The organism is Streptomyces sp. APSN-46.1 (assembly GCF_022815725.1).
Taxonomy (GTDB): domain Bacteria; phylum Actinomycetota; class Actinomycetes; order Streptomycetales; family Streptomycetaceae; genus Streptomyces.
Genome location: NZ_JALGRF010000001.1, coordinates 948,345 through 964,215, shown reverse-complemented (window position 1 = coordinate 964,215; position 15,871 = coordinate 948,345). Strand labels below are relative to the sequence as shown.

Sequence of the window (15,871 nt, the reverse complement as noted above, 5' to 3'; positions counted from 1 at the left end):
ACATCTATCCCCTCCCTTCCCCTCCCTGACCCCCCGAAGGAGCTCTTCTGATGTTGTTTCGCCATCCGTCCCCGGTCCACCTGAGACGCCTGTTCGCCGTCCTCGCGCCATTGCTGCTCCTGGTTGCTTTCCTCAGTGCGCAGCCCGCCGGCGCGGCGACGACCGTCGACCCCAACGCCTCGTACGTGCTGGTCAACCGCAACAGCGGCAAGGCCCTGGACGTCTACAACCTGGCGACCAACGATGGCGCCCGCATCACCCAGTGGACCAGGAACGATCAGAACCAGCAGCAGTGGCAGTTCGTCGACTCCGGCGGCGGTTACTACCGCATCAAGTCCCGTCACTCCGGCAAGGTGCTGGACGTCCAGAACGGGTCCACCGCGAACGGCGGCTCGATCGTCCAGTGGGCCGACCTGAACGGCACCAACCAGCAGTGGCGGCTGGCCGACAGCTCGGACGGCTACGTGAGGCTCATCGCGCGCCACAGCAACAAGGCCCTCGAAGTACAAGGCGGCTCCACCACCGACAACGCGAACATCGTCCAGTACGACGACTGGGGCGGCAACAACCAGCAGTGGCAGCTCGTGCAGGTCGGCGGCGGCAACCCCGGCACGTGCAATCTTCCCTCGACGTACCGCTGGACATCAACGGGCCCGTTGGCGCAGCCCAAGCCGGGGTGGGCCTCGCTCAAGGACTTCACCGTCGCCCCCTACAACGGCCGGCAGCTCGTCTACGCGACGACGCACGACACGGGGAAGAACTGGGGTTCGATGAACTTCGGCCTGTTCACCAACTGGTCGGAGATGGCTTCGGCCAGCCAGAACGGGATGTCAACGTCCACCGTCGCGCCCACGCTCTTCTACTTCGCGCCGAAGAACATCTGGGTGCTCGCCTACCAGTGGGGTGGGACCGCCTTCTCCTACCGGACGTCGAGCGACCCCACCAACCCGAATGGCTGGTCATCACCGCAGGTGCTCTTCTCCGGAAGCATCGCCGGCTCCGGAACAGGACCCATAGACCAGACGCTCATCGGTGATGGGACGAACATGTACCTGTTCTTCGCCGGTGACAACGGCAAGATCTACCGGGCCAGTATGCCGATCGGGAACTTCCCGGGCAGTTTCGGCACGACCTCGACGGTGATCATGAGCGACACGACGAAAAACCTGTTCGAAGCCCCGCAGGTCTACAAGCTCCAGGGCCAGAACCGCTACCTCATGATCGTCGAGGCGGACGGCTCGCAGGGCCGCTACTTCCGCTCGTTCACGGCCACCAGTCTGGACGGCTCATGGACGCCCCAGGCCGCGACCGAGAGCAACCCCTTCGCCGGCAAGGCCAACAGCGGCGCCACCTGGACCAACGACATCAGCCATGGCGAACTGATCCGCACCAGCGCCGATCAGACCTTTACCGTCGATCCCTGCAACCTTCAGTTCCTCTACCAGGGACGCAACCCCAACGTCGGCGGCGACTACGGCCTATGGCCCTACCGGCCAGGTCTGCTGACACTGCAGCGCTGACGACGTGACGGGGGTCCGGCTCCGGACCCCCGTTCCCACTCGGCATCACTCAGATCATCCCGCTCCATGTCCACATCAACGACTTGGACGCGGAGCAATCACATGATCGGCCGGACAAGTCCTACTGGAGGCGGGCCAGCAAGTGGGCGTCGAGGAAGCCCCGCTCGGAGGCCGGGTCGTGGAGCAGCCGGGCGACCGTGACGAGCCCGGCTCCGGCCAGCAACTCGGCGAACCGGTCGACCGGCCAGCTATAGGCGGGCGTCACCTTGTGATCGAAGCGGACCGGCTCCGGTCCCTCGGTCGCGAAGAACGAGACCAGGAGCAGGCCCCCCGGTGCCAGGACACGCACCTGCTCGGCGAGCAGCGCGGGGAGTTCCCCGGGCGGGGTATGGATCATCGAGTAGTGGGCCAGCACTCCGCCGAGCGCGCGGTCCTCGACCGGCAGGGCCTCCATTCGCGCCTCGTCGAACCGCAGCGCCGGATGGGCCCGCCGGGCATGGTCGACCATGGCCGGGGAGAGGTCGAGCCCGAACGCGTTCAGCCCCAAGTCGTGCAGCATGGCCGTCAGATGTCCCGGCCCGCACCCGACATCGGCTGCCCGCAGGTTCCCCGTCCCGCGCACCAGCTCGGCGAAGATGCCGACCATAGCCCGGGCGAAAGGCTGCGTCTCCAGCCGATCAGCGAACATCGACGCATACAGCTCGACGATTCCGTCGTAGGCTGCCCTGGTCTCATCCTGGTACTCCACCACGGAAGGAAGCTAACACCCGCGCCGTTCACAGCAGTTCTCCGGCCCCGTACCGACCCCCACCTCAAGGGACTGACCGTCCCGTCACATGTGCCAGGTCGGCTCGCCTCCGGGGCCGGTCCAGCCCACATCACCGGCAGCAGGTGGAACTCAGCTCCGGGCGGGGGTGAGCACCACGAAGTCCGCCTTCGACGGGTCGAGGCAGACGGCCAGTCGGCCGACGCCCTCAGCGTCCTCCGGACCCATCTGCACGCTGCCGCCGTTCTCGGTGACCTTGGCGACCGCGGCGTCGCAGTCGGTGACGTTGAAGACCGGGTGCCAGTACGGCCGTCCGTTCGCCAGGGCGAGGTTCTCCTCGGGAAGTTGCATGACGCCGCCGTGCATGCGCTCCTCGGGCAGCCCGGCGGGGGTGATGAGGGTGTACGTGCCCCCGCCGCCGGGCAGCTCCATGTCGCTGAACTGCCAGCCGAAGACTCCGCCGTAGAACTCCTTCGCGGCCGCGGCGTCGCTCGTGTACAACTCGGTCCAGGACAGCGAGCCCGGCTGGTCCACAAGGTCGACGCCCTTGTTCTTCCCGGGCTGCCAGACGGCGAACTGGCCCCCCAGCGGGTCGCTGTACTGCGCCATCCGGCCCCAGTCGTCGAGGTCCATCGGCGCCACCCGCACCGTGCCGCCGGCGCGCTCCACGGCCCGGGTCGTGGCGTCCGCGTCGGTGACGCAGTAGTAGATCATCCAGGCCGACCGGGCGCCCTCCTCGGTGAGCTTGCCGAGCCCGGCTACCACCTTGCCGTCCTTCCGGAACATTCCGCCTTCCATGTCCTCCCCCTCACCCATGGACTCGTAGTCCCACCCGAGCACGGCACCGTAGAAGGCCGCGGTGGCACGGACGTCGGGGGCACCGAGGTCGAGCCAACAGGGGGAGCCGGGGGCGAAGTCTGTGGTGATCATGGCGATAGCCTTTCGTAGATCGCGTATCGCCTCAGCGTGACACCGGACACTGACACTCGCCCGCCGGCCGCTCCCGGGAAGGACGGTCGGCACGTATCAGCGCTGCTCGTAGCCATGGGCGCCGTACAGCCGGACGAAGTAGGCCGACGCGACCGTCGCGCGGCGCACGAGGCCGTGGGCCCGCCGCTCGTACAGCTCGACCCGTTCATGTCCGCCCGGGCCGATGGGCTGGACGAGCCGGCCACCCGTCCGCAGCTGTCCGATCAGCGGCTCCGGCACCTCCGGGAAGGCCGCGCAGACGATGACGGCGTCGTACGGCGCACGGGCCGGGACCCCGAGGGTTCCGTCGCCGAGGACGATCGCGGCGTTGTCGAGGCCCTGCCCGGCGAGGCGGCGGCGGGCCTCCTCGACCAGGTCCGGCCAGCGCTCGACGCTGACCACGTACGCGGCGAGGCGGGCCAGCAGCGCGGTCTGCCAGCCGTATCCGGTGCCGACTTCCAGGACGCGTTCGGCTCCGGTGAGGCCGAGCGCGGAGACCATCATGGCGACCAGCGAGGGCTGGGTGGTCACTTGGTCGTGGGGGAGCGGTACGGGCGTGTCCCGGTACGCGGACGCCACGTGCTCGGCGGGGACGAACTCCGCCCGTGGGGTGGCCCGGACGGCCTCCAGCAGCCGCTCGTCCATCACCCCCACGGCCCGCGCCGCACGGACCAGATCCTCGGGAGACGGCTCACGCCCCATGGGCCATCGGGGCGCGCCAGGACGGTGTCCCCGGGTCGGTGTACCGCAGCAGGGCGCCCACGCCCTCGTACAGCTCCAGCTCGCTCTCCGGTACGAGGACCAGTTCGGCACCCGTGCCCACCAGGGCCCACACCAGCGCCTCGTCGGCGCGCTCCTCGCGCGGTGCCCGCACGCCGAAGGAGACCAGCTCCGCCTCGGTCAGGGCCAGCTGGGTGGGCTCCGGGCCCGCCCAGAGCCGCAGGGAGGAGGTGGGCGGGCGGTTCAGCAGCAGCGCCGAGACCTGGCCGCGCTGGAGAGCGGCGAGGGTGGCGGACAGTCCCTCCGTCGCGGGGCCCTCCAGTGCGCGTCGGCCGATGAAGATGTCCACGAGTTCCCGGTCGTGTGCGGCCATGCGGCCGCGGAGGACGGTGTCGAGCTGTGGCTCCAGCAGGGCGCGTCCGGTGTCCGTCGGGGTGTGGCCCCCGACGCGTACGACCTTGTCCCGCAAGCTCCGCGGCAGGCGGCGCACGAGTACGTTGCCCGCCCACTCGTCCCCGCCCACGAGGACGGCGTCGGCGTGGGCGCGCCGGGCCCATTCGTCCAGCCGGTGGCCCAGCTCCACGGCAGTGCGGTGCCACGTGGCCACCGGAACCCTTCGGTGCAGCCGCTCACCCGGGGCGACGTTGGACGCCGGCCAGGTGCCGGTCTCCGCCTCCAGCGTCACCCAGCCATGGGTCTCGGCGGTCGGCAGCCCGCCGTAGTGCACGATCACGGCCAGATACGGGATCTCGGGAACGTGCTGGGTGACCAGGGCCATGGTGTCCGGCAGGGTGCTGTAGCGCGCACGGTCGTGTTCGGGCGGCCTGGGCAGCTCCCCGTCCAGTACCAGCGTCCCGTGGGCGGCGAAGAGGGCCTGCCCGTGCATCCCCGGCACCTCCGTGTCGGCGCCCACCGCTTCCTCCATCGCGTTGACCAACGCCCGGTCCGCGCCCTGCCGGGTCAGGTCGTCGCGCAGCCGCCGCCAGCGCAGTGCTATCGCCCGCTCCGGATGCTGGACGTCGCGCGAGGTGTCCAGGTAGACGGAGGCGAACGGGCCCGGTTCCGCGTAAAGAGGCTCCAGGAACGACAACCTCATCGCCACTCCTCGTGGGGTCTCTCCCCACGTTCGATGATGCGCGCCTGGACACGCGAGAGGTAATTGTACAAATGTACGATCAAGGAAACGGCCTCCGCACCCACGTACCCTCGTTCCCGTGCCAGCCTCCTGCCCGCATCACGTCGCAGTCCTCGTTCTCGGCGGTGCCAAGCCCCTCGACGTCGGCATTCCCGCGCAAGTGTTCACGACCCGCGCGAGCATGCCGTACGAGGTCCGGGTGTGCGGCGCGGCGCCCGGTCTCGTGACCGGCGGCGACGGCCTGTCGTACTACGTCGCACACGGCCTCGAAGCGCTGGCGTGGGCCGACATCGTCTTCGTCCCCGGCTACCGGTTCCCGGACCGCGACGACCCGCCGCAGGCCGTCGTCGACGCGCTGATCGCCGCGCACGACCGGGGCGTGCGGCTCGCCGCCATCTCGACGGGCGCCTTCGCGCTCGCCGCCACCGGACTGCTCGACGGCAAGCGCGCCACGACGCACTGGCACTACGCGCGGGCACTCGCGGCGAAACACCCGCTCGTTCAGGTCGACGAGAACGTCCTGTTCGTCGACGAGGGCAGCGTGCTGACATCGGCCGGCGCCGCCTCGGGCATAGATCTGTGCCTGCACATTCTGCGGGGCGACCTCGGGGTCGCCGCGTCGAACCACACGGCCCGGCGCCTGGTCGCCGCCCCCTACCGGAGCGGCGGTCAGGCGCAGTACGTGCCGCGCAGCGTGCCCGAGCCGCTCGGCGAGCGGTTCGCCGCCACCCGGGAGTGGGCGCTGCACCGGCTCGGCGAGCCCCTCACCCTGGAGGTCCTCGCCCGGCATGCCGCGGTGTCGCCGCGCACGTTCTCGCGGCGCTTCGCCGAGGACACGGGGTACACGCCGATGCAATGGGTCATGCGCGCCCGCGTCGACGTGGCCCGGGAGCTGCTCGAACGGTCGGGGCGCGGCGTCGAGCAGATCGCCGCCGACGTCGGTCTGGGGACCGGTGCGAATCTGCGGCTCCACTTCCAGCGCATCCTCGGCACCACGCCGAGCGAGTACCGGCGCACCTTCACCCAGGGGGAGTAGCCCGCCGCCACGTGGCGAGATCCTTTCGGACCGTGGCGATCACGCCGCTGGCACCGGCGGACACCGCGCGCGAACCTGATGGCGAACCCGAAGGGACAGGACACTTCTTATGACCCGCATCGCCATCAACGGATTCGGCCGGATCGGCCGCAATGTGCTGCGCGCACTGCTCGAACGTGACAGCGACCTCGAAGTCGTCGCCGTCAACGACCTCACGGAGCCCGCCACCCTCGCGCGGCTGCTGGCCTACGACACGACGTCGGGCCGGCTCGGTCGCCCGGTGACCGTCGAGGAGGACGTCCTCGTCGTCGACGGCCGTCGCATCACCGTGCTCGCCGAGCGCGAACCGGTGAAGCTGCCGTGGGCCGAGCTCGGCGTGGACATCGTGCTGGAGGCGACCGGCCGTTTCACGTCGGCCGAGGCCGCCCGCGCCCACCTCGACGCGGGCGCGAAGCGGGTACTCGTCAGCGCGCCGGCGGACGGCGCCGATGTCACGCTCGCGTTCGGGGTCAACACCGACGCGTACGATCCGGCCGCCCACACGATCGTTTCGAACGCCTCGTGCACGACCAACGCGCTCGCCCCCCTGGCCGCGGTCCTCGACGATCTCGCCGGCATCGAGCACGGCTTCATGACGACGGTGCACGCCTACACGCAGGAGCAGAACCTGCAGGACGGTCCGCACCGGGATGCCCGCCGCGCCCGCGCCGCCGCGGTCAACATCGTGCCGACCACGACGGGCGCCGCCAAGGCGATCGGTCTCGTGCTGCCGAACCTCGACGGCAAGCTGTCGGGTGACTCGATCCGTGTGCCGGTCCCGGTGGGATCGATCGTCGAACTCAACGCGACCGTTTCCCGCGACGTGACGCGCGAAGACGTGCTGGCGGCGTACCGGCACGCGGCGGAGGGGCCGCTCGCAGGCGTACTCGAATACTCGGACGACCCGCTCGTGTCGTCCGACATCACCGGCAACCCGGCCTCGGCGATCTTCGACTCGGCTCTCACCCGCGTCGACGGCCGCCACGTCAAGGTGGTTGCCTGGTACGACAACGAGTGGGGCTTCTCGAACCGCGTGATCGATACGCTCGAACTCCTCGCCACCCGCTGACAGCGGCGCGGCGCTCGATCACGGCCCCGGCCTCCTTGTGGAGGCCGGGGCCGTGTGCCGATGCCGCCGGATGTCGTTACGCGATGCCCGTCATGCGGGCGAACACGACTACGTTGCTGTCGTAATAGTGCTTCTTCGGGTCGAAGTCGCCGCCGCAGGTGACCAGGCGAAGGCCTGCGTGGTCGAGATTCTTGTAGACCTCAAGCGTGGGGAACTCGGCCTTCGGGTACTCGGCGACCCGGTCGACCGTGAACGTGGCCGTCTTGTTGTCCCGCCGGGTGACCTTGATGGTGTCACCGGCCTTCATGGTCTTCAGTTTCTCGAACACCGCCGCCGCGCCGTTCCACGTGACATGGCCGGCGATCACGGCCGGCCCCTGGGAGCCGGGTGTCGGCCCGGGCTCGTACCAGCCCGCGAGACCGGGATCCTTCGGGGTCTGCATGGTTCCGTCTTGGTTCTGCCGCAGCGTCTCCAGGGTGCTGGAGACGCCGAGGGACGGGATGGTGATCTTCTGCGGCTCGGAGCGGGCGAGGGCGGGCTTGGCCGCTGCTCCCGCTGCTCCCGCTGCTGCACCCGCACCCGCTCCCGCACCCGAACTGCTCTGCGATCCGCCCTCCGGCGACGCGTGGTCGGGCGCCGCCGGGTTCTGGCCGGCGCATCCCGCGAGAAGCAGCGTGGCGAGGGCGAGGGAGAGGGCTGCGGCCAGGGGGCCTGCGGCCCGGCGGCCGCGCGGCCGCGTGGTACGTACGGCCGGTGAGCGAAGCACGGCCGGTGAGCGAAGCACGGACGCTGCGGAGGACTGGCGGGGATTCACGCGGCGCCCCCGGTGGTCCCCGTCCGGGCCGGGACGACGGCGGCTCGCCTCCGCGCGAAGGCCACCGCGCCGGCCGCCGCCACGGATCCGGCGAGTGCGGCCCCGGCCGTCGTCGTCCACGGCACGTCCGAGCCCTGCGGAGAACCGCCGCCGGTCTCGACGCCGCCGACCGGAATGGATCCTACGGCGGCGCCCAGGACCATTCCGCAGTTGGCCGGAGCCGTGGCCTCCTGAGGCAGCTTCGGATCGAGCTCGCTCTTGCCGGCCCCCTCGAAGTCGTACTGGTCGTTGTTGTTGCGGTCGATACCGTGCTGCACGATGTGCAGGTCCTTGATGTGGTCGATCACGTCCTGCGCGACGGTGAAGGTCCTCTTGTAGGAGAGCTTGCCCCGCTGGTCGGCGATGGGCATGCGCTCGACGGCGAGGCCGCTGGTCGCCTTGGTGTCCCCGATCGTGGTGAGCGAGATGTTGATGTCGCCGTAGTCGATCGTGGCCTCGGTGTTGTTGAGGATCCCGTCGCGGTTGGTGTCGTCGCTGGCGTCCGGGCAGTGGAAGTCGTGCCCGGTGGTCGAGCCGTGCAGGTGTTGGGCCGAGGGCTGCCCGGGCACCATGCCCTCGGACTCTATGCGCACGGTCAGTTGGTTGCCCTTGATGCTGAGCATGGCGGTACCCCGGGAACCGGAGTCGTTCAGCTGCGCGAGGTCGATCTGGTAGGCCTTCCCGTCCTCCGCGGCAGCTGTGCCGGAAAGACCCATGGTCAGGATCACGGCGGCGGGGACGGCGGCGAGGACCGCGAAGCGACCAGTGCGCTCGAACATCACATTCGCTCCTGTTCCGCGGGTTCCCCAGCGGGGGAACCGCAGATCGTACGGGGTCAAGTGAGCTCCCAGGGAGGGTCTCACTGCCCCTTCGGGGCACCAACGCCTTTGGATTGGAGCTTCTTTGAAGAATTTCGCCGAGGGGCGGCGGCCCCGGATAATGGCACCACCCGGGTTGCCCCCGTGCGCCTGCGTGGTCGCGGCCCGACCGACCGGAGAGATGAGGGATCGATGACGCTGATCGAGGGCCAGCAGGTGAAGCTGGCGGCAGACCTCAGGGTGACCGGGGCGGTCACCGTGGCCGGGGACTCCCCGACGGAGGCGGGTGCCATCGCCGGGTATCTGTCCTTGGCGGCGGGCACCGAGGGCACCGTCGAGCGGGTGAACGAGGACCAGCCCCAGAGCCAGGAGGTGCGCGAGTACGTACGGCTCAAGTCGCTCCTCGACGACTTCGGCCACCAGATGCCCCCGGGGAGCAGGAAGCAGCTCGAGGAGCAGGTCGGCTCCCTGGAACCCGCGTGGACCGCCTATCAGGAGCAGAAGCTCCGCGTGACCGTCCGCGTCCGCTTCGACAACGGATTCGTCCTCGACGATGCGCGCGAGGACGTCTTCACCTCGGCTTGACCACGCTCGCCGCCGGGGGGCCGACGCCCGACGCAGTACCGTCTCAGCCCTGTGAAACCTCCTTCAACTGCCCGGTGCCGAAAGGCAGGCAGGCCAGCCGGTGTGTGCTCGGTGTGGTCCCGGTCCAGGTGACCGTGACGGTCTGGGTCGGGGCCGGATTGTCGCTCAGCTCCACCGGTCCGCTTCCCACGGGGAACGAGATGCCCCTGTCCCGTCAGCCCCACGCGGGGCCGACCGCGAGATACGCGTCGATGCCCAGGGCTCGCCATCGGGCAGGGGCTGCGGTTCGTTGCCGTCGCCGGTCAGCTCCAGGAGCGCGGTGCGCAGTCCGGGTACCGAGAGCAGCTTGCCATCGGGACTGACTCGGGCCTTCCCCAGGCTGGACAGGTTTTTGAGGGAATCGGCTTCCCGGGGGTGCGCCGGGTCCTGGATGTCCCACAGAGTGCCCCAGCCGGGAGAGAACGTAGTCTCCGCCCCATGGGCGAGCAGGGCCGTCCCCCGTGGGGAAACGTCCACGTTCAGGACGACCTGGTTGGTGGGCTGGGCCAACGTGGCGGTCTGGCACCCCAGCGGTGTCGTGCCGCCCTGCACAGCCACGGGGTGCAGCGTACCGAGCGCAGATCCGCACAGGGACGGGAGCGAGCACCGAGCCGATACTTTCCAGCCATGCGGCGAAGGTGCCGGCCTTCCCCCGGCACGCGGCGGGCTGCGGTGGGGCTCCGTCGCATAACGATTACGGAGTCAAGGTTCCCGGTTCTTCGGCGTGGCTGGTTATGATCAGCGCCTTCCTGCCGCCCGCCTCACCGCCTTCTGCCTGCTTGCCCGTCCCGCTTCCCGCCGCTTCCCGCCGCTTCCGAGGATCGATGTCTCCCACAGAACCCGAAGACGTACCGGCGCCGTTGATTCCCCGACGGCGGCGGACCGTGCGTCTGCGGACGCTGCTGATCTGGCTGGCGGTCGTGCCCACCGTGGCGATGGGCGCTCAGACCGTGCTGACCGCCGACCGGTTGCTGGCCCAGTCGGCGCACCTGCGCGCCGATGTGGAAGCCGGTGAGCGGATCGGCGAGCCGCTGATCGCGCTCATGGCCGAGCTGCAGGCCGAGCGTACGGCGACGGCCGCGCGATGGGCGGGTTCGTCCGCGGCCGCCGGTGTGCCGCACGACGGGCGGGCCGCAACCGATCGGGCCGTGGCCGAGTTCCACAGGCTGTCGGCGGGTCACCGGGCAGGTCACCGGGCGGGATCCGAGCACACCGACCAGCAGCTGGGGGAGGTGACGGACGCCCTCGACGGTCTGGCCGTCCACCGTGAGCGGGCGGACAGCCGCAGCGGCGACCCCGAGAAGGTCCTCGACTACTACACCGACCTGGTCGGCCGGATGATCCGCCTGTACCAGGACGAGTTCAGCCACGCCGAGGACGCCGGGCTCACCTCGGAGAGCCGCCCGGTCGTCGCCATGCTCTCGGCTTCGGAGATGGTGGCGCGCGAGGACGCGCTGCTCGCGCTGGCCGGGCCGTCCAGGGAGCTGACACCTTCCGGGTTCGCCGCGTTCCTCGACGCCGTCGGGGCCCACCGGTACCTGTACGACACCTCGATCGTGCCGTATCTGACCGCCGGCGAGGGGGAGTCCTACCAGCGGATCATCCGTTCGGACGCCTGGCAGACCAAGCTCCGCATCGAGGAAGCGATCCTCTCCGACCACAAGGACATCGCGTCGGGAGTGAAACTGCCGGCCGAGGTGGCCGGCTGGCCCGCCGCGCACGAGCAGTTCGCGGCCCGGCTGCGCGACCTCAACACCGACCGGTCGCAGGCCGTCCTCACGCACGCCGACGCGAAGGCCTCCGAGCTCCAGTCGCAGGTCCTGCTGCTGGTCGGTGGAAGCGGCGGCGCGCTGCTGGTGGTCGTCCTGGCCGTCGTACTCGCCACGCGTTCGATGCTGCGCCGCCTGGACGGTCTGCACCGGCGTACGGTGGCCATCGCCGAGCGGACGCTGCCGGACGTCGTGGCCCGGCTCGACCGAGGACAGACCGTCGACGAGTCCGCGCTGCCGACGGTCGGCGGGTACCAGGACGAGGTCGGGCGCATCAGCGACGCGTTCGCCCGGGTCGTCGCCGTGTCCGTCGACGGGCACCGGCAACTCGCGGCCGAACGCCATGGTTTCGGCATGTTCGCCTCCGGCATCGCCTCGCGCACCGGAAACCTGATCAGCCGCCAGCTGAGCCTCACCGAGGACCTCCAGGACGCCTTCGGCCACAACGAGGCGCTGCTGGCCCAATTGATGCGGTCCGACCAGCTGACGGTGGGCATGCGGCGCCAGATCGAGAACCTGCTCATCCTGTCGGGCGGTGAGATCCCCGACCCCCACACCGAGCCCATGCGGGTCGCCGACCTGCTGCGCGAAGCGGCCGCGGAGGTGGAGGACTTCCGGCGGATCGAGCGGCAGGCGCTGGACGAGGCGAGCGTCGAACCGCAGGTGATCAGCCAGATCAGCCACCTCCTGGCGGAGCTGCTGGACAACGCCGCCCGGTTCTCCCCGCCCAGGTCGAAGGTGGTGATCCGCGCCGAACTGGTGGCGGACGGGCTGTCGGTCGAGATCGAGGACCGCGGGCCCCGGGTGACCGGCTCCGGCTACGAGGAGATGAACCGGCGCCTGCACACGGCGCCGCCGTACGCCGTCCTCGCGGAGAACGCGCACCGGCTGGGGCTCTTCGTCGTGGGCCACCTCGCCGACCAGCTCGGGGCCACGGTCACGCTGCGCCGCTCGGTGTACGGGGGAACCTCGGCCGTGGTGATCCTGCCCGGCGAGCTGATGGTGGCGGCCGGGAGGCCGGAGCCGGAGCGGCGGTCGGAGCGAGAACCGGTGACCGAGCCGACGGCGGCCGCCGTGGCCCCGGCCGCGCCGGAATCCGTACCCGCACCCGCATCCGTGACCGTTCCCGTATCCGTACCTGAGCCGGTCACCGGGCCGCGGGCGGCCGAGCTGGTGCTGCACACCGGGTCCCGGCTGCCGACCCGCCGCGGGCCCGAGCCGTCGGCGGAGGGGAAGCGGACACCCGCACTCCGCCCGGCACCCCGGGACGGTGACGCGCGCCCGAGCCTCCCCGAGCGCGTCCCCCAGACCCATATGACGGAACAACTCCGCGGGCCACGCGCTCCGGAGCCGGCCCTCGGCCCGGACACGGCGACACCCGAAGAGGTGGCCGATGCCTGGGCGGACTACGAACAGGGGACCCAGACAGTGGAAGCAGAGCTCCGACGGGATCAGCCATGACGACGACACCCAACGCCGCGATATCCAACGCGGCGACACCCAACAGCGCCATCTACAGCGTCCTGGACAACAACCTGAGCAGGATCGCCGGCATCCAGGGCGCCGTGCTCCTGTCCAACGACGGAATCAGGCTGAGCGACTACCTGCTCGACCGGGACCAGGCGGAGCGCATGGCCGCCGCGGCCTCCGGGGTCGCGGCCACGATGAAGGCGATATCCGGCGAGGTCGGCGGCGGCCGGGTCATCCGCCAGCTGGTGGAGATGGACGACCGCTACCTCTGCATCGTCGGGTGCGGGGAGGGCAGCACCCTCATCGTCGTGACCTCCCGCAAGGCGCGCCTCGGGGAGCTGGGCGGCGAAGCGGTACGTACCGCCCAGGCGCTCGGTGAGTGGCTGGGCACCCCGGAGCGCGCCCAGGCACCGTCCTGATGCCCGACGCGGACGCGGAAGCGGAAGCGGAAGCGGAGGACGAGCCGCGGGCCCGCGGACGGCGCCGGACGCGGTTGTACGCGCTCACCGACGGCCGTACGACCGCACCGTGCACGGTCCTCACCATGGACACCACGATCACGGCGGCGGTCGACGAGGACGCCCACAGCGGACTGCCCACCGAATGGCGGGCCATCCTCGCCATGTGCCCGGCGCCCGACGGACGGGCGGTCGCCGAGCTCGCGGCGCGGACCCACATGCGCCTCACCCCGATGACGCTGCTCCTCGGTGAACTCGCGGACCGCGGGCTGATCCACCACCGGCCGCCGCTGGACGGGGCCGAGACCACCAATGTCCACCTGCTCATGAGAATCAGGGACAACCTTGCCCGGATATGAAACCGGATACGACGCCTCGGCCCCCCAGGCGGCCCCCGTCAAGATCCTCATCGCCGGGGGGTTCGGAGTCGGCAAGACCACCCTGGTCGAGACGATCTCCGAGATCGAGCCGCTGCGTACGGAGGAGCGGCTGACGGCCGCGGGCGTGGGCGTGGACGACCTCGACGGCATCGAGTCCAAAGCGGTCACCACCGTGGCGATGGACTTCGGCCGCCTCACCCTCACCGAGGCCGGGGTGGTGCTCTACCTGTTCGGCACGCCGGGCCAGGAGCGCTTCTGGTTCATGTGGGACGACCTGTTGAACGGGGCGCTCGGGGCGGTCGTCCTCGTCGACACCCGGCGCCTGGACCGCAGCTTCCCGGCCGTCGACTTCTTCGAGAGCCGCGGCCTGCCGTTCGTGGTCGGTGCGAACTGCTTCCACGGGGAGCAGCCGTACACCCCCGAGGAGATCGCGGCCGCCCTGCGCCTGCGCGACCCGGACACGCCGGTCCTGATGCTCGACGCCCGGGAGCGGGGCGATGTACGCGACGTCCTGGTGGCGCTCCTGGACATGCTGATCGCCACGGCAGGGGTCGAGGTCGGGGCGGGGATGCCGGGGGTCGCCTCAGCGGCCCGGTGAGGAGGGTGGCCAGGGCACCCCGCTCCCGATCAGTACGACGTCGGCGTCAGGGGCGGGTGGTGACCGGCAACTCTCGCAGCGCGCGGAATCGGAACGTGCTGTTCCAGCGGAGTTGGTCCGCGGGGCGGGCCAGCCGGGCCCGCAGATCGGACAGCTGGTCCGGGTGGTCGATGAGAGTGAGCACGCCGCCGCTGATGACGTGCTGGACACGCGCGAACGCTGCGTCGAACGGCTGCGGAAGGGATGTGTCTTCCGATATCTGCGTCATGCGAATTCCTTGCGTACCTGAGGCGGTGAGCCGTCAGGAGGTGGGTTCGGTGAAAGGGTTGCGAAGGTGTGCGAAGATTCCGTCCCCCGGTTCGTGTGGACCGGGTGACAAGGGGAAATCTAGTGATACCAAAGACGTTCAGACCCGCGGTCGGCGTGGCCCTGACCGTAGCTTTGTCGTCGGCAGCTCTGCTCGGCTACTCCGCGAGCGCGGAATCCGGGCCCCGCGCGGCTGACCGCGCGACCGTCAACACCTTTGCAGGCATAGCCGACGACGTGCTCTCCCAGCGTACCGAAGCCCTGGTCGAGGACCAGGCGGGGCGCCGTAGCTCGGGCCGCCCGGCCTCCGCGAAGAAGACGCGCATGTCGGCCCAGCTGAAGCGGGACGAGGACGCCGCGCTTTCGTCGCTGCGGTCCCGCAAGACGCGGCTGGCGGCGCTCGGTGAGGCCTACTCGGGCTCCGACACTCGCGTCGTGGTGGACAGTGCCACGGTCACCGGCGGGAAGGCGACCGTCCAGGTCACCGAGGAGACCACGCTCACGTACAAGAAGCTCCGCGGAGACGAGCCGGCGACGACCGACTTCCAGACCCGGTACGAGCTGAACCTCACCAGCAAGAAGGGCGGCGCCTGGGAGCTGACCTCGATCAAGTCCCAGGACAGCGGCCCCGTCGCGGTCAACGAGCCCGTGGCGGCCAAGGCGAACGTCATCCAGGACGACGGCCAGACCTACCCGGACGGCACGCCGGCCTCCACCAAGTACCCCGCGACGGCGAACCCCAAGTCGAAGACCGGCGCCGCCTACGACTACGCCGCCATGGCGAAGTACGCGGAGAAGTACTGGAGCAACTACAACCCGGCGTACCGGAAGTTCAACGGGGCCGGCGGCGACTGCACCAACTTCATCAGCCAGGCGCTGAAGGCGGGCGGCTGGAAGAACGTTCCGGGCTCCACGTCGGACTACCGGAACTGGTGGTACGACGGCACCCGCCAGACCGACTCCTGGGTCGGCGCGAACGAGTTCGCCTGGTTCACGCTGTCCAACCAGCGGGCGGCCAACCTGGCCAACGTGTACCAGATGGACATCGGGGACGTCCTGCAGATGGACTTCAACAAGGACGGGTCCAAGGACCACTCCATGATGGTGACGTACCGCAGCAAGGCCGGGATGCCTTACCTCACGTACCACTCCACCAACACGTACCGTAAGTCGCTCGCGAGCATCGTCGCGTCCTACCCGGACGCGGTCTACTTCGCATACCGCACCTGACAGGTGCCCTTCGGCCTTTCCTGTCGCGGAACTCCGCGGCAGGAGAGGCCGGTCGGCCGATGCCGATGCCGATGCCGATGCCGACGCTTACCTCGACCCCGACGCCCGCGC

Annotated in this window: 16 protein-coding genes; 9 read left to right on the top strand and 7 right to left on the bottom strand. The window is 70.1% G+C overall.

The window, feature by feature from the left end; all coding sequences use genetic code 11:
• Nucleotides 1-50: 50 nt before the first annotated feature.
• Nucleotides 51-1,520: a non-reducing end alpha-L-arabinofuranosidase family hydrolase gene (locus MTF65_RS04365; protein WP_243626856.1), complete on the top strand. Its 1,470-nt coding sequence runs from the start codon at nucleotides 51-53 to the stop codon at nucleotides 1,518-1,520.
• 121 nt (nucleotides 1,521-1,641) lie between these two features.
• Here MTF65_RS04365 and MTF65_RS04360 read toward each other — a convergent pair whose 3' ends face one another.
• The 4 genes from MTF65_RS04360 to MTF65_RS04345 form a co-directional block, all read right to left on the bottom strand.
• Nucleotides 1,642-2,271 carry a class I SAM-dependent methyltransferase gene (locus MTF65_RS04360; RefSeq protein ID WP_243626855.1) on the bottom strand — a complete coding sequence of 210 codons (630 nt, stop codon included), beginning with the start codon at nucleotides 2,269-2,271 and terminating at the stop codon, nucleotides 1,642-1,644.
• A 147-nt stretch (nucleotides 2,272-2,418) separates the two neighbouring features.
• The gene (locus tag MTF65_RS04355; RefSeq protein WP_243626854.1) at nucleotides 2,419-3,216 is read right to left on the bottom strand and encodes a VOC family protein; all 798 of its coding nucleotides are present in this window, start codon (nucleotides 3,214-3,216) and stop codon (nucleotides 2,419-2,421) included.
• Nucleotides 3,217-3,312: 96 nt separating this feature from the next.
• On the bottom strand, nucleotides 3,313-3,957 hold the full coding sequence (locus tag MTF65_RS04350) for a protein-L-isoaspartate(D-aspartate) O-methyltransferase (RefSeq protein WP_243626853.1): 645 nt from the start codon (nucleotides 3,955-3,957) through the stop codon (nucleotides 3,313-3,315).
• Nucleotides 3,947-5,071: a hypothetical protein gene (locus tag MTF65_RS04345; RefSeq protein WP_243626852.1), complete on the bottom strand. Its 1,125-nt coding sequence runs from the start codon at nucleotides 5,069-5,071 to the stop codon at nucleotides 3,947-3,949. The genes MTF65_RS04350 and MTF65_RS04345 overlap by 11 nt, the downstream gene beginning before the upstream one ends.
• A gap of 118 nt (nucleotides 5,072-5,189) precedes the next feature.
• Between MTF65_RS04345 and MTF65_RS04340 the strand changes: the two genes are divergently transcribed.
• On the top strand, nucleotides 5,190-6,146 hold the full coding sequence (locus MTF65_RS04340; RefSeq protein WP_243626851.1) for a GlxA family transcriptional regulator: 957 nt from the start codon (nucleotides 5,190-5,192) through the stop codon (nucleotides 6,144-6,146).
• A 109-nt stretch (nucleotides 6,147-6,255) separates the two neighbouring features.
• On the top strand, nucleotides 6,256-7,254 hold the full coding sequence (gene gap, locus MTF65_RS04335; protein WP_243626850.1) for a type I glyceraldehyde-3-phosphate dehydrogenase: 999 nt from the start codon (nucleotides 6,256-6,258) through the stop codon (nucleotides 7,252-7,254).
• Nucleotides 7,255-7,330: 76 nt separating this feature from the next.
• Here gap and MTF65_RS04330 read toward each other — a convergent pair whose 3' ends face one another.
• Nucleotides 7,331-8,020, bottom strand: a complete 690-nt coding sequence (locus tag MTF65_RS04330) for a class F sortase (RefSeq protein ID WP_243626849.1) — start codon at nucleotides 8,018-8,020, stop codon at nucleotides 7,331-7,333.
• Between the two features lie 44 nt (nucleotides 8,021-8,064).
• Entirely contained in the window at nucleotides 8,065-8,889 is an 825-nt protein-coding gene (locus tag MTF65_RS04325; RefSeq protein WP_243626848.1) for a hypothetical protein, read from the bottom strand.
• A gap of 228 nt (nucleotides 8,890-9,117) precedes the next feature.
• Here MTF65_RS04325 and MTF65_RS04320 point away from each other — a divergent pair, with 228 nt between their 5' ends.
• From MTF65_RS04320 to MTF65_RS04300, 5 genes are all read left to right on the top strand, one after another.
• Entirely contained in the window at nucleotides 9,118-9,510 is a 393-nt protein-coding gene (locus tag MTF65_RS04320; protein ID WP_243626847.1) for a hypothetical protein, read from the top strand.
• Between the two features lie 923 nt (nucleotides 9,511-10,433).
• The gene (locus MTF65_RS04315) at nucleotides 10,434-12,779 is read left to right on the top strand and encodes a sensor histidine kinase (protein WP_243626846.1); all 2,346 of its coding nucleotides are present in this window, start codon (nucleotides 10,434-10,436) and stop codon (nucleotides 12,777-12,779) included.
• Nucleotides 12,776-13,207, top strand: coding sequence for a roadblock/LC7 domain-containing protein (locus MTF65_RS04310; protein ID WP_243626845.1), 432 nt, complete (start codon nucleotides 12,776-12,778; stop codon nucleotides 13,205-13,207). Before MTF65_RS04315 ends, MTF65_RS04310 begins: the two co-directional genes overlap by 4 nt.
• The gene (locus MTF65_RS04305; RefSeq protein ID WP_243626844.1) at nucleotides 13,207-13,605 is read left to right on the top strand and encodes a DUF742 domain-containing protein; all 399 of its coding nucleotides are present in this window, start codon (nucleotides 13,207-13,209) and stop codon (nucleotides 13,603-13,605) included. The genes MTF65_RS04310 and MTF65_RS04305 overlap by 1 nt, the downstream gene beginning before the upstream one ends.
• Nucleotides 13,592-14,224 carry an ATP/GTP-binding protein gene (locus MTF65_RS04300; RefSeq protein WP_243626843.1) on the top strand — a complete coding sequence of 211 codons (633 nt, stop codon included), beginning with the start codon at nucleotides 13,592-13,594 and terminating at the stop codon, nucleotides 14,222-14,224. Before MTF65_RS04305 ends, MTF65_RS04300 begins: the two co-directional genes overlap by 14 nt.
• A gap of 46 nt (nucleotides 14,225-14,270) precedes the next feature.
• Here the strand turns inward: MTF65_RS04300 and MTF65_RS04295 are convergent, their stop codons facing one another.
• The gene (locus MTF65_RS04295; protein ID WP_243626842.1) at nucleotides 14,271-14,492 is read right to left on the bottom strand and encodes a hypothetical protein; all 222 of its coding nucleotides are present in this window, start codon (nucleotides 14,490-14,492) and stop codon (nucleotides 14,271-14,273) included.
• A 122-nt stretch (nucleotides 14,493-14,614) separates the two neighbouring features.
• Here MTF65_RS04295 and MTF65_RS04290 point away from each other — a divergent pair, with 122 nt between their 5' ends.
• Nucleotides 14,615-15,760: an amidase domain-containing protein gene (locus tag MTF65_RS04290; RefSeq protein WP_243626841.1), complete on the top strand. Its 1,146-nt coding sequence runs from the start codon at nucleotides 14,615-14,617 to the stop codon at nucleotides 15,758-15,760.
• Nucleotides 15,761-15,871 lie beyond the last annotated feature (111 nt).